This window comes from Bradyrhizobium monzae, from assembly GCF_021458635.1.
Lineage (GTDB): Bacteria > Pseudomonadota > Alphaproteobacteria > Rhizobiales > Xanthobacteraceae > Bradyrhizobium.
The window spans coordinates 146031-163999 of sequence record NZ_JAIRDQ010000012.1 but is presented as its reverse complement, the minus strand read 5'-3'; the positions used below and the strand labels follow the sequence as shown (position 1 = coordinate 163999).

Annotated in this window: 15 protein-coding genes, 2 pseudogenes and 1 riboswitch; of the genes and pseudogenes, 2 read left to right on the top strand and 15 right to left on the bottom strand. The window is 61.0% G+C overall.

Annotated features, from left to right (window positions below):
• The first annotated feature begins 88 nt into the window (after positions 1–88).
• Positions 89–1108, top strand: coding sequence for an aromatic ring-hydroxylating dioxygenase subunit alpha (locus K3F49_RS32735; protein WP_234685007.1), 1020 nt, complete (start codon positions 89–91; stop codon positions 1106–1108).
• Positions 1109–1434: 326 nt separating this feature from the next.
• On the opposite strand, the gene K3F49_RS32730 is transcribed toward K3F49_RS32735, so the two are convergent.
• From K3F49_RS32730 to K3F49_RS32720, 3 genes are all read right to left on the bottom strand, one after another.
• Entirely contained in the window at positions 1435–2379 is a 945-nt protein-coding gene (locus K3F49_RS32730; protein WP_234685006.1) for a PDR/VanB family oxidoreductase, read from the bottom strand.
• 204 nt (positions 2380–2583) lie between these two features.
• A complete protein-coding gene (locus K3F49_RS32725; protein WP_234685005.1) occupies positions 2584–4263 on the bottom strand; it encodes a methyl-accepting chemotaxis protein in 1680 nt (559 codons plus the stop codon).
• A gap of 341 nt (positions 4264–4604) precedes the next feature.
• Positions 4605–5588: an ABC transporter substrate-binding protein gene (locus K3F49_RS32720; protein ID WP_234685004.1), complete on the bottom strand. Its 984-nt coding sequence runs from the start codon at positions 5586–5588 to the stop codon at positions 4605–4607.
• 225 nt (positions 5589–5813) lie between these two features.
• On the opposite strand from K3F49_RS32720, the gene K3F49_RS32715 reads away from it, so the two are divergent.
• A complete protein-coding gene (locus K3F49_RS32715; RefSeq protein ID WP_234685003.1) occupies positions 5814–6737 on the top strand; it encodes a LysR family transcriptional regulator in 924 nt (307 codons plus the stop codon).
• Between the two features lie 104 nt (positions 6738–6841).
• Here the strand turns inward: K3F49_RS32715 and K3F49_RS32710 are convergent.
• From K3F49_RS32710 to K3F49_RS32655, 12 genes and pseudogenes are all read right to left on the bottom strand, one after another.
• Positions 6842–8265: pseudogene (locus K3F49_RS32710) on the bottom strand (L-serine ammonia-lyase).
• Between the two features lie 110 nt (positions 8266–8375).
• Positions 8376–8464: riboswitch (glycine riboswitch) on the bottom strand.
• 382 nt (positions 8465–8846) lie between these two features.
• A complete protein-coding gene (gene hypE, locus K3F49_RS32705) occupies positions 8847–9887 on the bottom strand; it encodes a hydrogenase expression/formation protein HypE (RefSeq protein ID WP_234685002.1) in 1041 nt (346 codons plus the stop codon).
• Positions 9884–11026 carry a hydrogenase formation protein HypD gene (gene hypD / locus K3F49_RS32700; protein WP_234685001.1) on the bottom strand — a complete coding sequence of 381 codons (1143 nt, stop codon included), beginning with the start codon at positions 11024–11026 and terminating at the stop codon, positions 9884–9886. Before hypD ends, hypE begins: the two co-directional genes overlap by 4 nt.
• Positions 11023–11259: a HypC/HybG/HupF family hydrogenase formation chaperone gene (locus K3F49_RS32695; protein WP_234685000.1), complete on the bottom strand. Its 237-nt coding sequence runs from the start codon at positions 11257–11259 to the stop codon at positions 11023–11025. The genes hypD and K3F49_RS32695 overlap by 4 nt, the downstream gene beginning before the upstream one ends.
• A complete protein-coding gene (gene hypF, locus K3F49_RS32690) occupies positions 11259–13517 on the bottom strand; it encodes a carbamoyltransferase HypF (protein ID WP_452101140.1) in 2259 nt (752 codons plus the stop codon). The genes K3F49_RS32695 and hypF overlap by 1 nt, the downstream gene beginning before the upstream one ends.
• Positions 13518–13519: 2 nt before the next feature.
• Entirely contained in the window at positions 13520–14443 is a 924-nt protein-coding gene (gene hypB, locus K3F49_RS32685) for a hydrogenase nickel incorporation protein HypB (RefSeq protein ID WP_234684998.1), read from the bottom strand.
• Positions 14443–14784: a hydrogenase maturation nickel metallochaperone HypA gene (gene hypA, locus K3F49_RS32680; protein ID WP_234684997.1), complete on the bottom strand. Its 342-nt coding sequence runs from the start codon at positions 14782–14784 to the stop codon at positions 14443–14445. The genes hypB and hypA overlap by 1 nt, the downstream gene beginning before the upstream one ends.
• Complete coding sequence (locus tag K3F49_RS32675) at positions 14777–15871, bottom strand: nickel-dependent hydrogenase large subunit (protein ID WP_234684996.1); 1095 nt, start codon at positions 15869–15871, stop codon at positions 14777–14779. Before K3F49_RS32675 ends, hypA begins: the two co-directional genes overlap by 8 nt.
• Positions 15868–16383 (bottom strand): [NiFe]-hydrogenase assembly chaperone HybE, encoded by a 516-nt coding sequence (hybE, locus tag K3F49_RS32670; protein ID WP_234684995.1) that lies wholly within the window; start codon positions 16381–16383, stop codon positions 15868–15870. The genes K3F49_RS32675 and hybE overlap by 4 nt, the downstream gene beginning before the upstream one ends.
• Positions 16380–16589, bottom strand: a complete 210-nt coding sequence (locus K3F49_RS32665; RefSeq protein WP_027544465.1) for a rubredoxin — start codon at positions 16587–16589, stop codon at positions 16380–16382. The genes hybE and K3F49_RS32665 overlap by 4 nt, the downstream gene beginning before the upstream one ends.
• The gene (locus K3F49_RS32660) at positions 16586–17449 is read right to left on the bottom strand and encodes a hydrogenase expression/formation protein (RefSeq protein ID WP_234684994.1); all 864 of its coding nucleotides are present in this window, start codon (positions 17447–17449) and stop codon (positions 16586–16588) included. Before K3F49_RS32660 ends, K3F49_RS32665 begins: the two co-directional genes overlap by 4 nt.
• Positions 17446–17891, bottom strand: a pseudogene (locus tag K3F49_RS32655) (hydrogenase accessory protein). The gene K3F49_RS32660 and the pseudogene K3F49_RS32655 overlap by 4 nt, the downstream one beginning before the upstream one ends.
• Positions 17892–17969 lie beyond the last annotated feature (78 nt).

Sequence of the window (17969 nt, the reverse complement as noted above, 5' to 3'; positions counted from 1 at the left end):
TGCATTGAAAATGCTGATTTTTAAAACCGCTCTAATGGTGAGAGTTTCCTCCGACAGCCGTCCGACAGAACGGAGCAAAGAGGAGCCAATGTCATTCATCCAGAACACCTGGTACGCCGCGGCATGGTCGCGTGAAATCACACGCAGCTTGCTGTCACGAACCATCGCCAACGAGAGCATTGTCTTCTACCGCAAGGAAGCCGGAGATGTCGCCGCGCTTACTGATCGGTGCCCGCATCGCTTTGTCCCGCTTCACCTCGGGAAGCTCAAAGGCGACATCGTCGAGTGCGCCTACCACGGACTGTGCTTCGATCCGAGCGGCGCATGTACCCTCAATCCACATGGCGATGGCGCGATCCCGAGGGCAGCCAAAGTCAAGAGCTACAAGGTCGTGGAGAAACATGACGTCGCGTGGGTTTGGCTTGGAGACGCAAGCAAGGCCGACGAGTCCTTGATCGCGGACTTCAGTGTTCTGACAAACCCGAAGTTTCGCACGGTCAGTAGCTACCTCCACGTCCAGGCAAATTATCAGCTGGTTTCTGACAACCTGCTCGATTTGAGCCATGGGCAGTACCTTCATCCGATGTTCAAGAATGCGGAGGGGCCGCCCAAATTCGAGGCCGAAAAGGAACCGCAACCCAATGAGGTCTGGGCGAAATTCTCGCGTCCTAATCAACTGCCGAACAAGTATTTTCAGATGCTGGGGTTTCCAGGGGACCAGCGTGGCGACCATCGCAACTTCATGCGTTGGAACGCTCCCTCGCTCCTTCTGCTTGACGTCGGCATGACGGGCGTCAACAGGCCGGTAGAAGAAGGCCTTTCAATTCCAACGTCTCATCTGCTCACTCCGGAAACAGAAACGTCGACACATTACTTCTGGGCTATGTCGCGCGATTTCCGCCAGGATGAAGATGACCTCAGCCAAGAATTGCTAAAGGCCGGCGTGGCTCTCTTCGACGACGAAGACAAGCCGGTCATCGAGGCTCAGCAGCGCATGGTGAACACCCAGGACTTGATGTCGCTCAAGCCCGTTCTTCTACAGACCGACGGCCCGGCGGTCAGGGCACGGCGGATCGTGGAGGCTCAGCTCAAAGCCGAGCAGTCGTAAGGCATAGCGTTTGACACCTGATCGCCAGACAACGGGCGACGAGTTTCTCAAGCTACTCAGCAAGCAAGGTCGATCGTTTCCGCTGGCAGACCGGGCGTCTGCCCCTCCCTGACTTGGCCGCCGCATCAGATCGGCGGCTTTTTTTTGCAGCGCGCAGCGCGAGAACCAGCTGACTCTGGCAAGGGCGGGCCATGCGGGCGTCTGTTACAGTCGATCTGACACCTCCCTATCAGTGCCCACGCGCCATGCGCGTCTGCCAGATCGGCCGGTCGTCCAAGGGTACGACGGCGCAGGCGGATCGACTCGAACGCGCGATCCGGACTCGGCTAGACGTCGAGAATCAGTTCCTCGGACAAAGACCGAGAACAACAAATTGCGATCCTGTCGTTCATTTGCTTCTCGGCGTTGGTCTGAAAGGAATCCCTGTGCTCAGGTCGTCCCGCGAGGACTCTCGTAAGGCACGTTCCACAGATTCCTTGTTCGCAGGAAAGTTCGACGCTAATTCCATTCTGCTCGAGGACCGATGCGATCGATTTGTCGCCGGGCACAACAAGTCGTTGGCCGCTTCGTGAAGCCACAACCGTGAACGACGCCCCGCCCTTCACGTCGCCAGCGGAGAAGCTTTCGGTGTGAATCCTCTCCTCGAGGCAGCCAGCCCTTCTCGCAGCGGAGACGGCAAAGTCTATGAAGCCTCTCGGTCCACATATGTAGATGCGCGTGCTGGAGCACACTCCGTTGAGATCCAGTTCCGGCTGAAATCGCTGCTCCGCCGGCCCGTCGTCAACGTGGAGCCGAAATCGCCAAGCGAACGGCGAGGCCGAGATTTCATCGACGAAAGGTGCACGATCCCGGGTCCGAACGCACAGGTGGAAGTCGAAATCGTTGCCGATCGCCTGAAGCCGATAGGCCATCGAGAGCAGCGGAGTGATTCCGATTCCCCCTGCGAGGAGGATCGCGCGCCCGCCATCCTCAACAAGCCCGAAATTGTTGCGCGGCCGTCCTATCTTAACGATCATTCCCTCGCGAAAGGTCTCGTGGATCGCCCTGGATCCCCCTCTCGAGCCCGGGTCGTTGAGTATTGCAAGTCTGTAATAGCCTGACTGGGAGGGGTCATTGCAAACAGAATACTGCCGAACGATCTTGTCGGAGACATGGACATCAACATGCGATCCGGCAGAAGCAGGCGGGAGTTCATTTGACGTTGCGGATTCGAGCTCGATGCTCACTATATCGCAAGCAACGTAGTGGACCCTGCGAATCCTTGTTTCCATCGTATGTCCTGGATCGACCATCGTTCAAATCCGACGCATGCCATGAGCGACTTGCCCGCCATCGCCGCAATCACCGCCTATGGGCTGGATGTTATTCAATTCCAGAACAGCGCGGAAATCGGTTTCCTGGAGCCCAACTATCGGCCCGATCGATAGTACACCCGAAGCACCGCGGAGATACTCCGCTCGCTGCCTTCAGCGAGCCTATGCGCCTCGAATGTTGGCAACGAGGCGTTCAACGTCGACAAGCAGGCCTGCAGACTGCTTACTGAGGTCCTCGGCCGAACGGGACACGAGTTGCGCCGCTGCGCCGGTTTCGCCTGCCATTCGATTGACGCGAACGATGTTATCCGAGACTTGGTTGGTGCCGCGTGCCGCTTCCTGTATGTTGCGCGCGATCTGGCCAGTCGCAAGGCCCTGCTGCTGAATGGCCGCGGCGATAGCCACCGTGATCTCGTTGATCGAGACGATCGTGCTACCGATACCCTCGATGGCCTCGACGGCCTCCGTGGTCGCGACTTGCATGGCTTCTATCTGCGCGGAGATTGCCTCAGTCGCCTTGGCTGTTTGGCCTGCGAGCGACTTTACCTCGTTGGCCACCACCGCGAAGCCGCTACCAGCGTCTCCAGCACGAGCGGCCTCAATAGTTGCGTTGAGAGCCAGAAGATCAGTCTGACCGGCAATATTGGTGATCAATTTCACGACATCCCCGATCTTCTGGGCCGCGGACGACAACCCATGCACAACCTCGTTCGTGCGTTTGGCTTCATCCATGGCCTTTGAAGCAATCGTGGTCGATTGATCCACCTGGCGACCGATCTCATGAACGGATGCGGAAAGCTGCTCCGTTGCGGCAGCGACTGTCTGCACATTGGCGGAGGTTTGCTCTGCGGCTGCCACGACAGTCGTCGCCTGTTCGGTCGCCTCCTCCGATGACGTCGACATGCGCTGCGACGTGATATGCATTTCGCGCGCGGCCTTGGCGAGCGTATCCAGCGATCTCCTGATCTCGCTTTCGAATTCATCGGCCGTCTTGGTGATGAACAGCCTCTTCTCAGCTTCGCTCTGCTGCCTCAACTCATCCTGAGCGTGACGCAAACGAATGGTCTCGGTCATGCTCTCCTTGAAAACCTGGACGGATCTGGCCATTGCGCCAATTTCGTCTTTTCTGTCCTGAGCGGGAATTGTCACCTCGGTCCCCCCGCTCGAGAGCTCGAGCATCGCCGTCGTCATCGCCGCGATGGGGTTGGCCACGTTACGGCTAATCAGGAGAGATACTCCGGCCACGAGCAAGAGGATGAAGAAGACGATCCCTCCCAGGCGGCGCGCTTCTGTCCAGAAGATCTGATCGATATCGTCGATATAAAGGGCGCTGGTCAGAACCCATCCGTATATTGGAACTTGAGTGGCATAAGTGAGGGTCTGCACCGGCTCGCTGCCGCCGGGGCGCGGGAAGCTGAAAGTCACGAAACCGCCGCCGCGGGCAGCGGCCGCGACCGCATCACGAAAGAAGTAGACGCCATTTGCGTCTTTCGTTTGCGTCATATCTTTGCCCTCGACGGCCTGCTTGGGATGCACTTCGAGGATGCCTTCTTTGGTCGCGGCGTAGAAGGCGTTGTCGTTGTCGTAACGCAGCATGCGAAGCAGCGCTCTCGATCGTTCACGCGCCTCCAGTTCTGACAGGCCGGTTTTGCGCCCGGCTTGGTAGTCGGCTTCGATCGCGGAGCGAGCGAGCAGGACCAGCTCCTTCACCTTCGCCTTTCTATCCGCGAGCAAGGTATTCTTCAGGGTCGATAGGCCGATGCCGGCGGTGCCGACCATCCCGAGAATTGACAACAAGACGACGATCAAGAGCTTGGTGGAGATGCGAAGAGATCCGAACATGTAACCATTCTTCCCGCGCTGGCAGAGCTGAGAGCCCATACGTTCAGGAGTTCGCTGTTGACGTCGCATGCCGCACGATCATTCGCGGCTGCCTTGAGGACACTGACGCTCGCACGGCCTGAGCGAGCAAAACATTCGCTCTTCTCCGGCACCCGACCATGCACCTGCGTAGGTGAAGGCGGACCTGGGTGGACACATCCAAGGACGAAATCCACGACGACCCACAGCGCTTCGCCTCGCCCACGACAGTCACGCCATGCCGGTCGGCTCGAAGAGACGGCGGGACCGCAACAGAAGTTTGAGTAGCTGTATATCGATCGTCGCCACCGACCTGGCGTGAGCTACTTCTTGAGTAGATCGTTGGTGTAGAAGTCTGTAACCGGCTTGTTCGGGTCGGTACTCTCGGTTGCGGACATCAATTTCAACGCGTCCGATATCGTTTTGTCGCTGATCCAGCCGGCTGGCCGACCCTTCTCGAAATTCAGCGTGGCTGAAGTTGCAACGATCTGCGCTTTTATCAGCTCGTCCGAGGGAGCCGCGCTCCAAGCGCTTTTCAGCGCGGCCGTCGCTGCCGCCGGCTCTGACTTGGTCAACTCGATTGCCTCCTCGGTCGCGGCGAGGAAGCGCCTGAGCGGTTCAGATTTTTCGGCGATTCCCTTGTCGCTCACCACGACGGCAAGCCCAGGTACGCCGAGGCCGAACTTCGGCATGTCCAACACAGGAAATTTTGTGCCACTTCGCTCTTCGATAAGGGGCAGATCAACATTGGTATAAACGCTGATGAGATCGACGCGCCTTTGCATGAATTGGGGAAATTTCACCTGCGGGTCGACTTGAACCTTACTGATCTTGTCGCAGTTGATTTTGTTGATCGCGCAGAAGACGTCTAGATAGGTCGTGGCAGGGTCTCCGACGGAGATCGCAAGCGACTTGCCTTCCATCTGCGCCGGTGTTGTCACGGCCTTGTCGGGCCACGAAATGAGGGCGAAGGGCGCTCGCTCCTGATAAATCGCCGCGAGTTTGACCGGCATTCCTTTTCCGATTGCCGAGATGGCAAATATGGCGGGAACGACCACGACATCTTCATTGCCGCGTACAAGACCTCCGAGAGCTGCTTGTGCACCCGCGCCTTCTCCGAGAACGATATCGATTCCCTTCTTTTGGTAGAGGCCTCTCTCTTTACCCAGATAGAGGAAGCCATACTCGCCCTTTAGCTTCCAGCTAAACCGGACGTTCACAGTGTCCAGGGCGGACGCTGTCGTTGTCCAGAACGAGGCGGCGATCGCGACCGCAAGAATCCCAAAAACGTGGTGCAGTTTTGGCATAAGTCCCTCCTCTTCTGGTCTCTGCGGGCAAGTGCCCGTGACCGAAACAACCCCCGATAAATTTGATCTCGTATTGTGATCACATAAGACTTAATGTCAAGCGGCTTACCCGCCCGGGCCAAGCACAAACGCCCCCAGTCGCCAAATGCGCCTCGGGTACACTCGTGCCAGGGAAGGGAGCGAAAGGGCTCCCGACAGACCATGGAAACTTCGAAGAGACCACCCATGCGGTTCCGGCACCTCGACATGAATCTGCTCGTCGCCTTGGACGCGATCCTGACCCATCAAAACATATCGCGGGCGGCCGAGCGACTGCTGCTCAGCCAGTCGGCGACCAGCGGGATTCTATCCAGGCTGCGCCAGCACTTCGAAGACGAGTTGCTGGTTCGGAACGGCCGCCGAATGGCTCTCACCCCTCTCGCAGAGGAATTGGTGGCACCGCTCCGCGCCATCCTGACCGAAACGGAAAAACTCTTGGCAATGCGGACCTCGTTCGACCCAGCAACCTCCGAGCGACATTTTACGATCGCGTGCTCTGACTATGTCTGGGCAACTCTTATCGTCGATATCCTTGCCGCATTGCGCGCTGTCGCCCCCTCGGTCAACATATTCTACCAAGGCCCAAGCACCCGCTTTTTTCGCACCGAAATCGATTTCCTGATCGTTCCGGATCGATTCATGCTGGAAGATTGTCCGTTCGCCGCCCTCCCTTCGATTAGCTACGAATGTATCGTATGGAAGGAGAACGAAAGCGTCGGAGATAGCTTGACGCTCGAACAGTTTCTCGAGATGCGTCATGCGCAGGCCTATAGCGAGCGAGCGACGTTCATAGAGGCTTGGTTCTTCAAGCAATTTGGCCGCGCTCCACAGGCCGGGATAACGGCACCAAGCTTCACCCTGCTTCCGCAAGCGCTTATCGGGACCCAGTTCCTGGCGCTCATCCCCGCGGACCTGGCTGATCGGGCAACGGCCACGCTGCCGATAAGGAAAGTGGAAGCTCCCATATCCCTCCCCCTCATGACCGACGTTCTTCAGTGGCGCATCTCGCATGAACGAGATCCCGGGCTGCAGTGGCTGCGAACCCTCATTCTCGACGTTGCCCATCGACGACGGAATTCCCGACAGATTGGCTTCCCGGTTGCGGGGTGAAGATGCAGCGGGTCTCGACCAGCGGCGCTGTTACGCCGAACGCGTCGCGGGTCGGAGCATTGTCCGAAATGAGCGTTCCTTGAAGAACGCTTGCTTCAGGGTATCTAGCAATCGACCACGTTGACGGCCAGGCCACCCAGACTCGTTTCCTTGTACTTGGTGCGCATGTCCTCCCCCGTCTGGCGCATCGTTTCAATGACGGCATCGAGGGACACGTGATGTCGGCCATCACCATGCAACGCGAGCATCGCGGCATTGATCGCCTTGATCGCACCCATTGTGTTGCGCTCAATACACGGGATCTGCACGAGGCCACCGATCGGGTCACATGTGAGACCGAGATTGTGCTCCATGCCGATTTCGGCGGCGTTCTCGATCTGCCGGTTGGTGCCACCCAGGACGGCCACAAGACCTGCTGCCGCCATGGAGCAAGCAACGCCGACCTCGCCCTGACAACCCATTTCGGCGGCGGATATCGAAGCGTTCCGTTTGTAGAGCATACCGATCGCGGACGCCGTCAGGAGAAAGATGCGGGCTTTTGCCGGGCTCGGATCCGGGAAGAACATCTCGGAGAATTTCAGGACCGCGGGTATGACGCCGGCAGCTCCATTCGTCGGCGCAGTCACGACCCGTCCCCGGCCGCGTTCTCTTCATTGACCGCGAGAGCAAAGAGGCTGACCCATTCCATCACGTGAAATGGATGTGCCGCCCCCTTTGACGTCGTCTTGAGCTTGCTGAGCAGGCCTGGCGCACGGCGCGGTACCTTCAGGCCACCAGGCAGAACACCCCCGTTGACACACCCGCGATCGATGCAGCGCATCATGGCATCGCGAACGCTATCCAGGAATGCATTGGTTTCAGTCTCCTCCCTATGCGATAGTTCGTTGGCAGCAACGATATCGGCAATCGACAAGCTGGTCCTCTCACCTATCGCAAGAAGCTCATGCGCTGACGTGAACGGGTACGGCTCACATCCAACGTTTCGAACAGCGGGGTTCCTCGGCTGGTCGCCTTCACACACGATCGCGCCGCCGCCAACGGAGTAATAGGTTTGACGAAGCAGGACGCCCGTATCCGAATGCGCTGCGAATTTCATACCATTTGAGTGCCCCGGCAGGAACTCGCCGGTGCGGAAGGTGAGGTGCTGACGCTCATCGAAGCCAACCGCATGACGACCGCCAAGCAAGATCTCGGAACGCGATCGGATCAGCCCGGCAATAATGGATATGGCTTCAGGATCAACGGATTCTGGCAGCCAGCCCGATAGTCCCAGCAGAAGGGCAATATCGGTGCGGTGACCCTTGCCAGTCAGCGCCAGCGACCCGTAGAGCTCGACGACAACCAAGCGACAGCGCCATAGATCTTCGCCCAAGCATTCGATGAATCGATGGGCCGCGCGCATCGGTCCAACGGTATGCGAGCTGGATGGGCCGATTCCGATCGTGAATAGATCGAGGACACTGATCGGACCGGCTAGGCGCCTGGACGATAAACCGGGCGTGGTGACTTGTTCGACAGTCTGGGACATGGGCGCACACCTCAATCAAGTGATTGATTTCAAATGCGCCCCATCTGTCTATTTGCCTGAGAGTATTATCCCGTCGGCGGGTGCCAAGGCACCTCTTTCCAGATGTTGTTTCGTCACACGCGGTCCTTGTTGCCTGAGAGTTTCCGGGGCGGTTGCTCCTTCGGCGTCGGCCGAAGCCGATCTCTTCCGCAAGCGACGTCTTTGGGACTCGACCTCCTGAGTCACGACATCAAAATTGTGGCTGCACTTCTCAAGTATTCTACTACGCGGCTTGGGTCAACAATGAACCGAAGATGCAAAGTCTTGCCGTTCTGCGTCGTTTACGGGGTTGACCTGCCGGTAGAGGGATTTCGGTCTGGGCGCTTTGAATTGAGCCATTGGGTCTTGTCGGTCAATCCGGAGTGCACAGCCAGCGAAAAGATACTTTAATGAATTCGTTGAGGACTTCGATTGAATGCTCCTCACAGTGCTGGCTCGCGATATCGAAGGTTTCAAGCGAATCCACCGGACTGAACTCTCGTGCTTCGCGGTGTAGGTATAGGACGCGGCGTTGGCATGGGGCTAAATGCGCATCTTGGGCCTCAACAGATCCGGGGCAGTTGCTCGCCCGACAACCAGTCGACGATTCGGCCACCGCCAAAGCTCGTCGCCATCTGCACGAAGTGATGATCGTCCGGCACCGCTTCGCCGATATCGGCGGCATCGCGACTGAGCGGGTGCGCTCTCATGGCGGCCAGCACGGCTCCGGCGACATCAGGCGACACGATCGCGACCAGCTTCCCCTCATTGGCGACGTAGAGCGGATCGAGCCCGAGCAACTCGCAGGCAGCCGCCACCCCCGGCTTGACCGGAATCGCCTCTTCCTGGAGACTGAAGCCTAGTTCGGACTGCTGGGCAATTTCGTTCAATGTCGCCGCGAGGCCGCCGCGCGTGGGATCTCGCATCAGACGGATGCCGCGGCCGCCCGCCGCCACCATCCTGGCGACCAGATCATGCAGGGCGGCCGAATCCGAGACGATCTCCGTTTCAAAGGCGAGGTTCTGGCGCTTTGACATGATTGCGACGCCGTGATCGCCAAGCGTGCCCGAGATCAGCACCCGATCTCCGACCCTCGCATTCTCGGCGGAGAGATCCAGTCCCTCAGGCACCAGGCCAACGCCCGCGGTCGAAATGAACAGGCCATCGGCCTTGCCGCGCTCGACCACCTTGGTGTCGCCGGTGATGATATGAACGCCGGCGGATTGCGCCGCCTCGCCCATGGAGTCCGCGATCATCTTGAGGTCTGAAAACCGAAAGCCTTCCTCAATAATGAAACTCGCAGACAGATAAAGCGGTCGGGCACCGGCCATGGCGATGTCGTTGACGGTGCCGTGCACCGCGAGCGAGCCGATATTGCCTCCGGGAAAGAACAGCGGTGAAACCACATAGCCATCAGTCGTCATCACCATGCGCCCGGCGCCGACGTCGAAGGCGGACTGATCGTTGCCGCGCGCCAGCCATTCGTTGCCGAACGCCTCGTGGAACAGGCCCGAGATCAACTGCGACATCGCACGGCCGCCGGAACCGTGGGACAGGTCGACGCAGCCGTGCTTGATGTCGAGCTTGCGCTGATGGGCTCTCATGACGCCCGCTTCTGCTGACGATCGCGGAAGCGACCATAGGTCCAATGCGCGGCACATGCGCCTTCCGAGGAGACCATGCAGGATCCCACCGGGGTCTCCGGCGTGCACACCGTTCCGAACAGCTTGCAGTCGACCGGTTTCTTGACACCGCGCAGGATCGCGCCGCATTCGCAGGCCGGATTGTCGGGGACGCGCAGCTCGTTCAAGGCGAAACGTACCTCCGCATCAAATCTGGCGTAGGTTTGCTTCAGCTTCAATCCGCTATAGGGCACGAGCCCGAGGCCTCGCCATTCGAACTGATCGCGCAGCTCGAAAATATTCGAGACCTCCTCCTTGGCGCGCGGATTCCCATCGCGCGTTACGGCACGGCTGTATTGATTCTCCACCTCGTTCCGGTTCTCGTTGACCTGACGCACCAGCATCAGAATCGCCTGCATCATGTCAAGCGGCTCGAAGCCCGAGATCACCACCGGCTTGCCAAATTCCTCTGCAAAGACCTCGTAGGGCTCGGTGCCAATGATGATGCTGACATGCGCGGGCCCCACGAAACCGTCGATCTCGACGCGGCGGATGCTGCGGGTGTCGGGACTCTCCAAAATGTTCTGCATCGCCGGCGGCGTCCGCACGTGGTTGCAGACCACGCTGAAGTTTTCGAGCTGCTTCTTCTCAGCGCGCCGGATCAAGATTGCGGTCGGCGGCGTCGTGGTCTCGAAGCCGATCGCGAAGAACACGACTTCCTGCTCCGGATTCTCTTCCGCGATCCGGATCGCATCGACCGTGGAATAGACCATGCGGACGTCGGCGCCACGTGCCTTCGCCTTCAACAGCGAGGCACCTTGCGAGCCCGGCACCCGCATCAAATCGCCATAGACGCAAAGGATCACCTCCGGCCGATCGGCCAGCCGGATCGCCATGTCGATACGTCCCGCCGGCAGCACGCAGACGGGACAGCCGGGGCCGTGGATCATCCGCACGTTCTTGGGCAGTATGTCCTCCAGGCCATAGCGCGAAATCGCGTGCGTATGTCCGCCGCAGAACTCCATGAAGCGGTAGGACCTCTGCGGATTGGCCTCAGACCGGATCGCCCTGGCCAATCCCAGCGCGATTGCCTTGTCCCGAAATTCGTCGGCGTATTTCACTGCATTGCTCCCTGCCCTTCGGTGCTGAGCTCACGCAAGAGCTCCAGCGTCCGCCTCACCTCATCCGGATCGATCTTGGTCAAGGCATAGCCGACATGGATGATCACGTAGTCGCCGACGGCAAGATCTTCGATCAGCGCCACCGAAATCTCCTTGGTGACGCCGTCGATCGAGACGACGGCCATCTCGTCGGGAAGGAGCTTTGTAACCTCTGCAGGTATGGCGAGACACATCAGGCGTTTCCTTCCAGCCTTTGTTGTTCGAGCATTTGGAGAGCGGCAACCCAGGCTTGGCCGAAGCTCAAGCCGCCGTCATTCGGCGGCACCTGGCGCGCGAGCTGCGGATTGAGCCCGACAGCGACGCAGCCGCGCTGCACCTCCTCGCTCAGGATCGCGTTGAGGAAGCAGCCGCCGCTCAAAACGACGGTAGTGAGGCCGGTCTCTCGTGCCGCACACGCGATCCAGTCGACACAGGCCGCGGCAAACGTGCCATGAAGCAGCTCCGTGCCTACGGTCGGACCGGGGGCATCAGCCACAAGACGTTCAAACAGCGGATACAGCGACAACACGCCTTGTTCGATTGTCCAGGCATCCTCAGCGACGCGTGTCCGGCGAACACGCGCCTCCAGCTTCATCGCGGCTTCGCCTTCATAGCTCTGCCGCGTGGAGAGCCCCAGCAATCCGGCGGCTGCATCGAACATCCGACCGGCGCTGGTCGTCGTTGGCACGTCGGGCTGGTCGAGCAGGGCCAAAACACCCGCCGCCAACGGCTGCGCCGCAAAGCGACGTGGAATCTCCGCGCCGCGCCCGAGCGCCTGAAGCACGCCGGCAGCCATCCGCCAAGGCTCGCGCGCGGCGCGATCGCCGCCTGGCATCCTGAGCGGCACCAGATGTCCGATCCGCCGGAAGCGCGCGCCCTCACATCGCAAGAGCTCGCCGCCCCAACTCCCGCCGTCGCTACCATGACCAAAGCCGTCAAGCACCAGTGCCAGCACGGGCTCGTCGATACCGTGCTCCGCCATCACGGACGCCGCATGTGCATGATGGTGCTGAACCGCGATCAGCCGGCGGCCGCTCGCCTCGGCAAAGCGGGTGGAGGCCATGTTGGGGTGAAGATCATGCGCCACGACGGCCGGCTCGACATCCAGCGTCGAGATCAGGTGCTCGATCGTCTCCTCGAAGAAGCGAATGCCCTCCACGGTATCGAGATCGCCGATGTGCTGGGAGACGAAGGCTTCATCACCGCGCATGATCGTGACAGATGCCTTCAGCGCGCCGCCCACTGCGAGCACCGGCGGCACGGCACACGCCAACCGAATCGGCTCGGGAACATAGCCGCGGGCCCTCCGGATGAATTGCGCGCGTCCGGCAACGACCGACAGCACGGAATCGTCAGCGCGCGTGACGATATCGCGATCATGGGTGACGATCAGGTCGGCAATGCCGGCGAGCCGCCGCTCCGCCTCGTCATTCTCGATGACTAGCGGCTCGCCGCCCGGATTGGCGCTCGTCGCCACGATCACCCAGGGGGAGCCGTCCGCACACGGGTGCGCCGAGTTCAGCACATGGAACACCAGATGATGCAGCGGCGCGACCGGCAGCATGACGCCGATCCGCGACAGGTCCGGCGCGATTGCCGGCGCGAGTTGCCGACGCGATGTCAGCAATACGATCGGGCGCGGCGTCGACTCCAACAATGCCAGCTCTGTTGCATCCGCGTTAGCGATCTTCGCGACAGCGTCGACTGCGGCAACCATGACCGCAAACGGCTTCCGCTCCCGCTGCTTCCTCCGCCGCAGACGCCGCACCGCCTCGTCGTCTCGGGCATCGCACAAGAGCTGATATCCACCGAGTCCCTTGAGCGCCACGATTTTTCCGCCTGCGATCTCAGCGGCGATCTGCTCGATGCCGTGGCTCAAGCGCGGACCACACAATGGACAGGCGATCGCCTCGGCATGAAAGCGGCGGCTTGCGGGATCGGCATATTCTGCGGCGCAAGCTGCGCACATCGCGAAATGCTTCATCGCGGTGGAGCGGCGGTCATATGGCAGCCGCTCGGCAATGGTATAGCGCGGACCGCAATTGGTGCAGTTGACGAAGGGGTAAAGATGGAAGCGGCTGCTCGGATTGAACAGCTCGCTCAGGCACTGGGTACAAGTGGCGGCGTCGGCGACGATCCGGGTCGACACCCTGCCCTGCTCGCTGGCGCGAATAATGAACTCGTCGCTTTCAATGGCGCCGATCCGCTGCACGGAGATCCCGTCGATCCGTGCCAGCGGCGGTTTCTCCAGTCGCAGCGCAGCGACGAAATCGGCAGCGCGCGCACCTTCAACCTCGATCACAACACCGTGCGGGTCATTGGCCACGAAGCCGCCGAGGCGATAGCGTATGGCAAGGCCATAGACATAGGGCCGAAAGCCAACGCCCTGCACGGCGCCGCGCACGTGCAGGCGGAGCCTCCGACCATCGCGCGCTGCGGCTCCGCCGCTCATCATCATGCCGATACGGCACTCAGGGATGCCGCCCTCGCCTTCTCGGCGCGCTTCCGGATCCAGGCATAGAATGCCGCAAATCCCTCTCCGGTCCGCGCCGATAACGTCAGCACCTCGATCTTTGGGTTGACCCGCCGCGCATATTCGATCGTCCTGGCGAGATCGAAGTCGAGCACAGGCGCGAGATCGATCTTGTTGATCAGCATCAACGAGGACACTGCGAACATGTTGGGATATTTGAGCGGCTTGTCCTCGCCTTCGGTGGTCGAGAGCACCACGATCTTGCAGGCCTCGCCGAGATCAAACGCTGCCGGACAGACGAGATTGCCGACATTCTCGATGAAAAGGATGCCGCCGTTGAGCCGGGGCAACCGGTCATAGGCCTCGCCGATCATGGCCGCATCGAGGTGGCAGCCCTTGCCAGTGTTGACCTGGACCGCCGGTACGCCTGTCGCCCGGATCCGCTCGGCGTCGTTCGAGGTCTGCTGATCGCCCTCGATCACGCCGATCGGGCAATTGTCTTTCAGTTCGGACACGGCGCGGGCCAACAGCGTGGTCTTTCCGGCGCCGGGGCTCGAGACCAGGTTGAAGGCGAGCACGTCATCCGCGCGGAACCGCGCGCGGTTGTCGGCCGCAAGGCGGTCGTTCTTGCCGAGGATGTCACGCTCGACCTGGATGATGCGGTCGCTGCTCATGCCGGCGATCGTCTGCTCGGCCGGGTCGGCGCCGCAGTCGAGCAGGCCGGGATCTCCGCGGTTTCGATCGTGGTGATGATGAGGGCGATGATCTTGGTCGTGATGACCGTGTCCATCGTGACCATGATCGTGATGATGACTATGAAGATGCGCGTGATCATGCCCATGGGGGTGATCGTGCCCACGCTCAATGGAAGCTTTGCCGTCACCGCAGCCGCATACTGTACACATCAGTCGACCTCCAATGCCCTGACCCGCATCTCTTCTCCACCGGTCACTTGCAATTGATAGCTGCCACAGCCAGGGCATGGCTCATAGCGCTGCTTGATTTCGACGCTTGTCGAGCAGGCCATGCACCAGGCGGTCCCAGGCGTCTCGACGATGTCCAGGGTCGCACCTTGTGCAATGGTGCGTGCGGCGACCGCTTCGAAGCAAAATTTCATCGCCTCCGGCGCAACATGGCTCAACGCGCCGATCTCGAGGCACACTGCCTTCACTTTTGGGAACGCGCGCCTGCGCGCCTCCTCCTCGACGATCTCGATGATGCCTTGGCAAACCGCCATCTCATGCATGGCCAACCTCACGGAAGCTGAGGTTAAATCCGACGCAGGGATCGAAGGAGCCGATGAGCGTACGGACGGCATTCTGCCCCTGTCGACCGGCGGCAAGGGCCGAGCCCTGCAGGCTGCGGACCAGCGGTCCACGTGCATGGAAGTTCCATTCGGTCGGAGCCAGCGATTCGAAGCGGACGATGCGGTTTTCGTTATTGCACTCGACGATTTGATAGAGCCGGCCGCGGGCGCATTCGACGGCCGCCGCACCTCTGCCGGCGCCAAGCCGGTAGCTATCGACGACGCCGTCCTCGAGCGCCTCGTCGCCCGTCTCGAGCCAGGAGCAGAGGCGCGTCACTTCCGCAATCCGCGCCTTCAGCCGCTCGGCAGGTCCGGCGCTCGGCGGCAGGACCGGCTGGCGCCGGACCCGGCGTGCCCACACACCGGTCTCGGGAATTCGACCGTGGAGATCGGGGGCATCGGAGAAGCTCGCGCCATCCGCAAGCAGCCGCATGATGACATCGAGATCATCGGCGACGGAAAGAAACGAGTGTTCGACGACCGGCTGCAGCAGCGCATGCCCATCGAAGCTCGAAAAATGCGCTGCCAGCGCGCTGCCTGGCGTCAGCGCCTCTCCTTCGCCCGCGATTCCGAGTGCAGCGAGCACCGCCTTGATGCGCGATACCGCCTCGCAACGCGCCGACACCTGCCCGCCTTCGCCGAGGAGGCCACCAAGGACGGCGGTCGCCTGCATCATGGCGCGGACCGCGGCGGCGCTCGCGCCGTCCAGGGTGAGCTGGCCGACGAACAGACCACGGAACAGTTCCGCCAGCCGCTCGGCGACGACAGCGGTGACGCGGCGATGCATGGTCTCCGGAGGACAATCCTCGCCGCGCGCGGCTTCCACCGCTCCCAGAAACGCCACCTGATGTGCAACCGAGCACGGCGAGAACAGCCGCGGCAGCACGGAGAGCTGCGACGAGACGGGCTTGCCCGCAAACAGACGCGTCAACGGCAGCCGGCTCCGGGGCAGGATTGCGACGTCGGCGATCGTATCCTTGGCGAGCCACACCGTGATGTCGATCTCGTTGCGGAAGCCGGGGTTCATTCGTGCTGCTCCGTCAGAACAGCCCGCATGAAGCTACGCCGATCGATCGCGCTTGTAGCGGTTTCGCGGCGTCGGGTCGCCTCCTTGCCGTCGGCCGGCAACATGAGTTCGTTGATGGCCGCTTCCGCCGTTGCCCGCGCAGAGGCCACGTCGGCAAACCCGAACATGGGCGAGAACAGCGAACAGCTCGCGATGCGGCCCACATGGTTGACGTCGCTGAGGATGAACTCAATATCGCCGGCCGGAAAGCGAGAGCGCAATGTCGAAGCTGAGGCCGCCGGCGCCAATTCGCCGGCCGGCATCACCACGTTCATGAACCAGGGCGTGACCATGATACCGATGATCGTGCCGTTGAACACGCGGAAGCTAACTGCCTCGACGTCGAGGGCGTCGTTGTAGATCGGCAGCTCGCGCATCGCGCGCTCGCCGATGTCCCGGTAGACGTGAGCCAGCCGCTGCCCCCAAGCTGCCGCGTCGGCGTCAGTGGCAGGCGCTTGCGCATGAGGTTTCATGACGCGATGGCCATGAATTTGGACTTTGGCGCGTCACAGTTCGGGCAGCGCCAATCGTCAGGAAGGACCGCGAAGGGCGTGCCGGATGCGATCTGCGCGACATCGTCGCCATCGGCGGGATCGTACACCGTCCAGCAGATGCCGCATTCCAGTCGCGTGCCTTCGGTGACATCCTGGCGAACGCCAAAATTCTCGAATACGCTCATTTGAAATAGGCCTCGATGATTTCCTGGAGGCGCTCAGCGGAGTCTTCGAAGTCCTCGTCAGCCGCGATTGCCACGGTCGGCACACCGCCAACCTCCAGCGTGTCAAGGATGATGGCATCCATGGCGTTGAAGAACTGCACCGACCAGACGTTGCGGATACCCGTCGAGAGCACCCGGCAAGTGCCGTAGCCGCGTGAAACGAGCTGGATCGGCCCATTCCTGATGGTGTCATGGAGGAAGCTCATGTCGACGGGGCTCATCGGCAGCAGCGTGAAATTGATGATTTGCGAGCGAATGCTCGGCCGCCAGGCCAGCGCGCGCTCGCGGATTTCCGCGAGCACCGGCAGCGCGTTCATCGCGCCTTCCGGCGCCTGCCCGATCTCGAAATCCGCAGTGGTAAGATCAGCAGCGGCGCGCTTGACGATTTCCGGGATTGCGCCGACTTCGAGGTACTCATGATTGGCGTCGATCTCGAGCCGCACGTGCCAGATTCCGGCCAGCGCCGATTCCTGGATCTGCGCCAGCGATCCGTCCGGCAGCGCGACGAAGCCGGCAACCTCACCTTGGCCGAGCACGTCCGCAATCAGCTTGCGCTCGAGATCGTTGAGATTGGCGAGCCGGAACAATCGTGTCGGCACGTCGGTCTTTTGGCTTGCGATGGCCGCTACCACTTTCGACAGCAGATCGATTGCATTCGGACAGCGCTTGGCCAGCTCCGCGCTGTCCAGCGTGGCAAGCCTCGCCAACGCACCCGCGGCCGTCAGGCGGACGCTCGATGCATTCAGGCTTGCCTCGCCGATCGAAAACACGTTGATCGGCTGCTCGGCACCTCCAGGCGCGGTCCAGAAACCCGCTTTCATAATTCGACACCCTGTGAGCGACGCTGGGGAATGATGACTGTCACGACAACACGCTCGCGCCGCACGGACGGTCGATCAGCTTGGCGATGCGGTCGACATAGACCGACCAGTCCTGGATCTTGGCGATCAATCCGAGCGTTTCGCCCTTGGCGATAAAGATCAGCGTCGGCTGCACCCGGACGCCAAAGCGCTGGCCGAGCTCGCTCTCGGCGCAACGCGCGATCACGGCACCCCGCAGCCGCCCCTGAAAAGCGTCAATCAGTTCCGGCAACACGACCGCGACGTCGATCGCCTCCATAAAACGCGCGGGATCGCCCGCCGACAACAGCACGGCCACCGCACCGGCCTCATTGGCCGCGCCAAGAAACCGATCGACACTCGCGGCATCGACCTCGGGCAGGCCGCGCCGCGTCAGATTATGCTTTCCCTGCTGGAATTCCATCAGCCCCCTGGCAAGCCTTTTTCTCTGACGTGAGAGGTTAGCAAAGCACATGTCACGATCAGTTATCGCCTTTCCTGG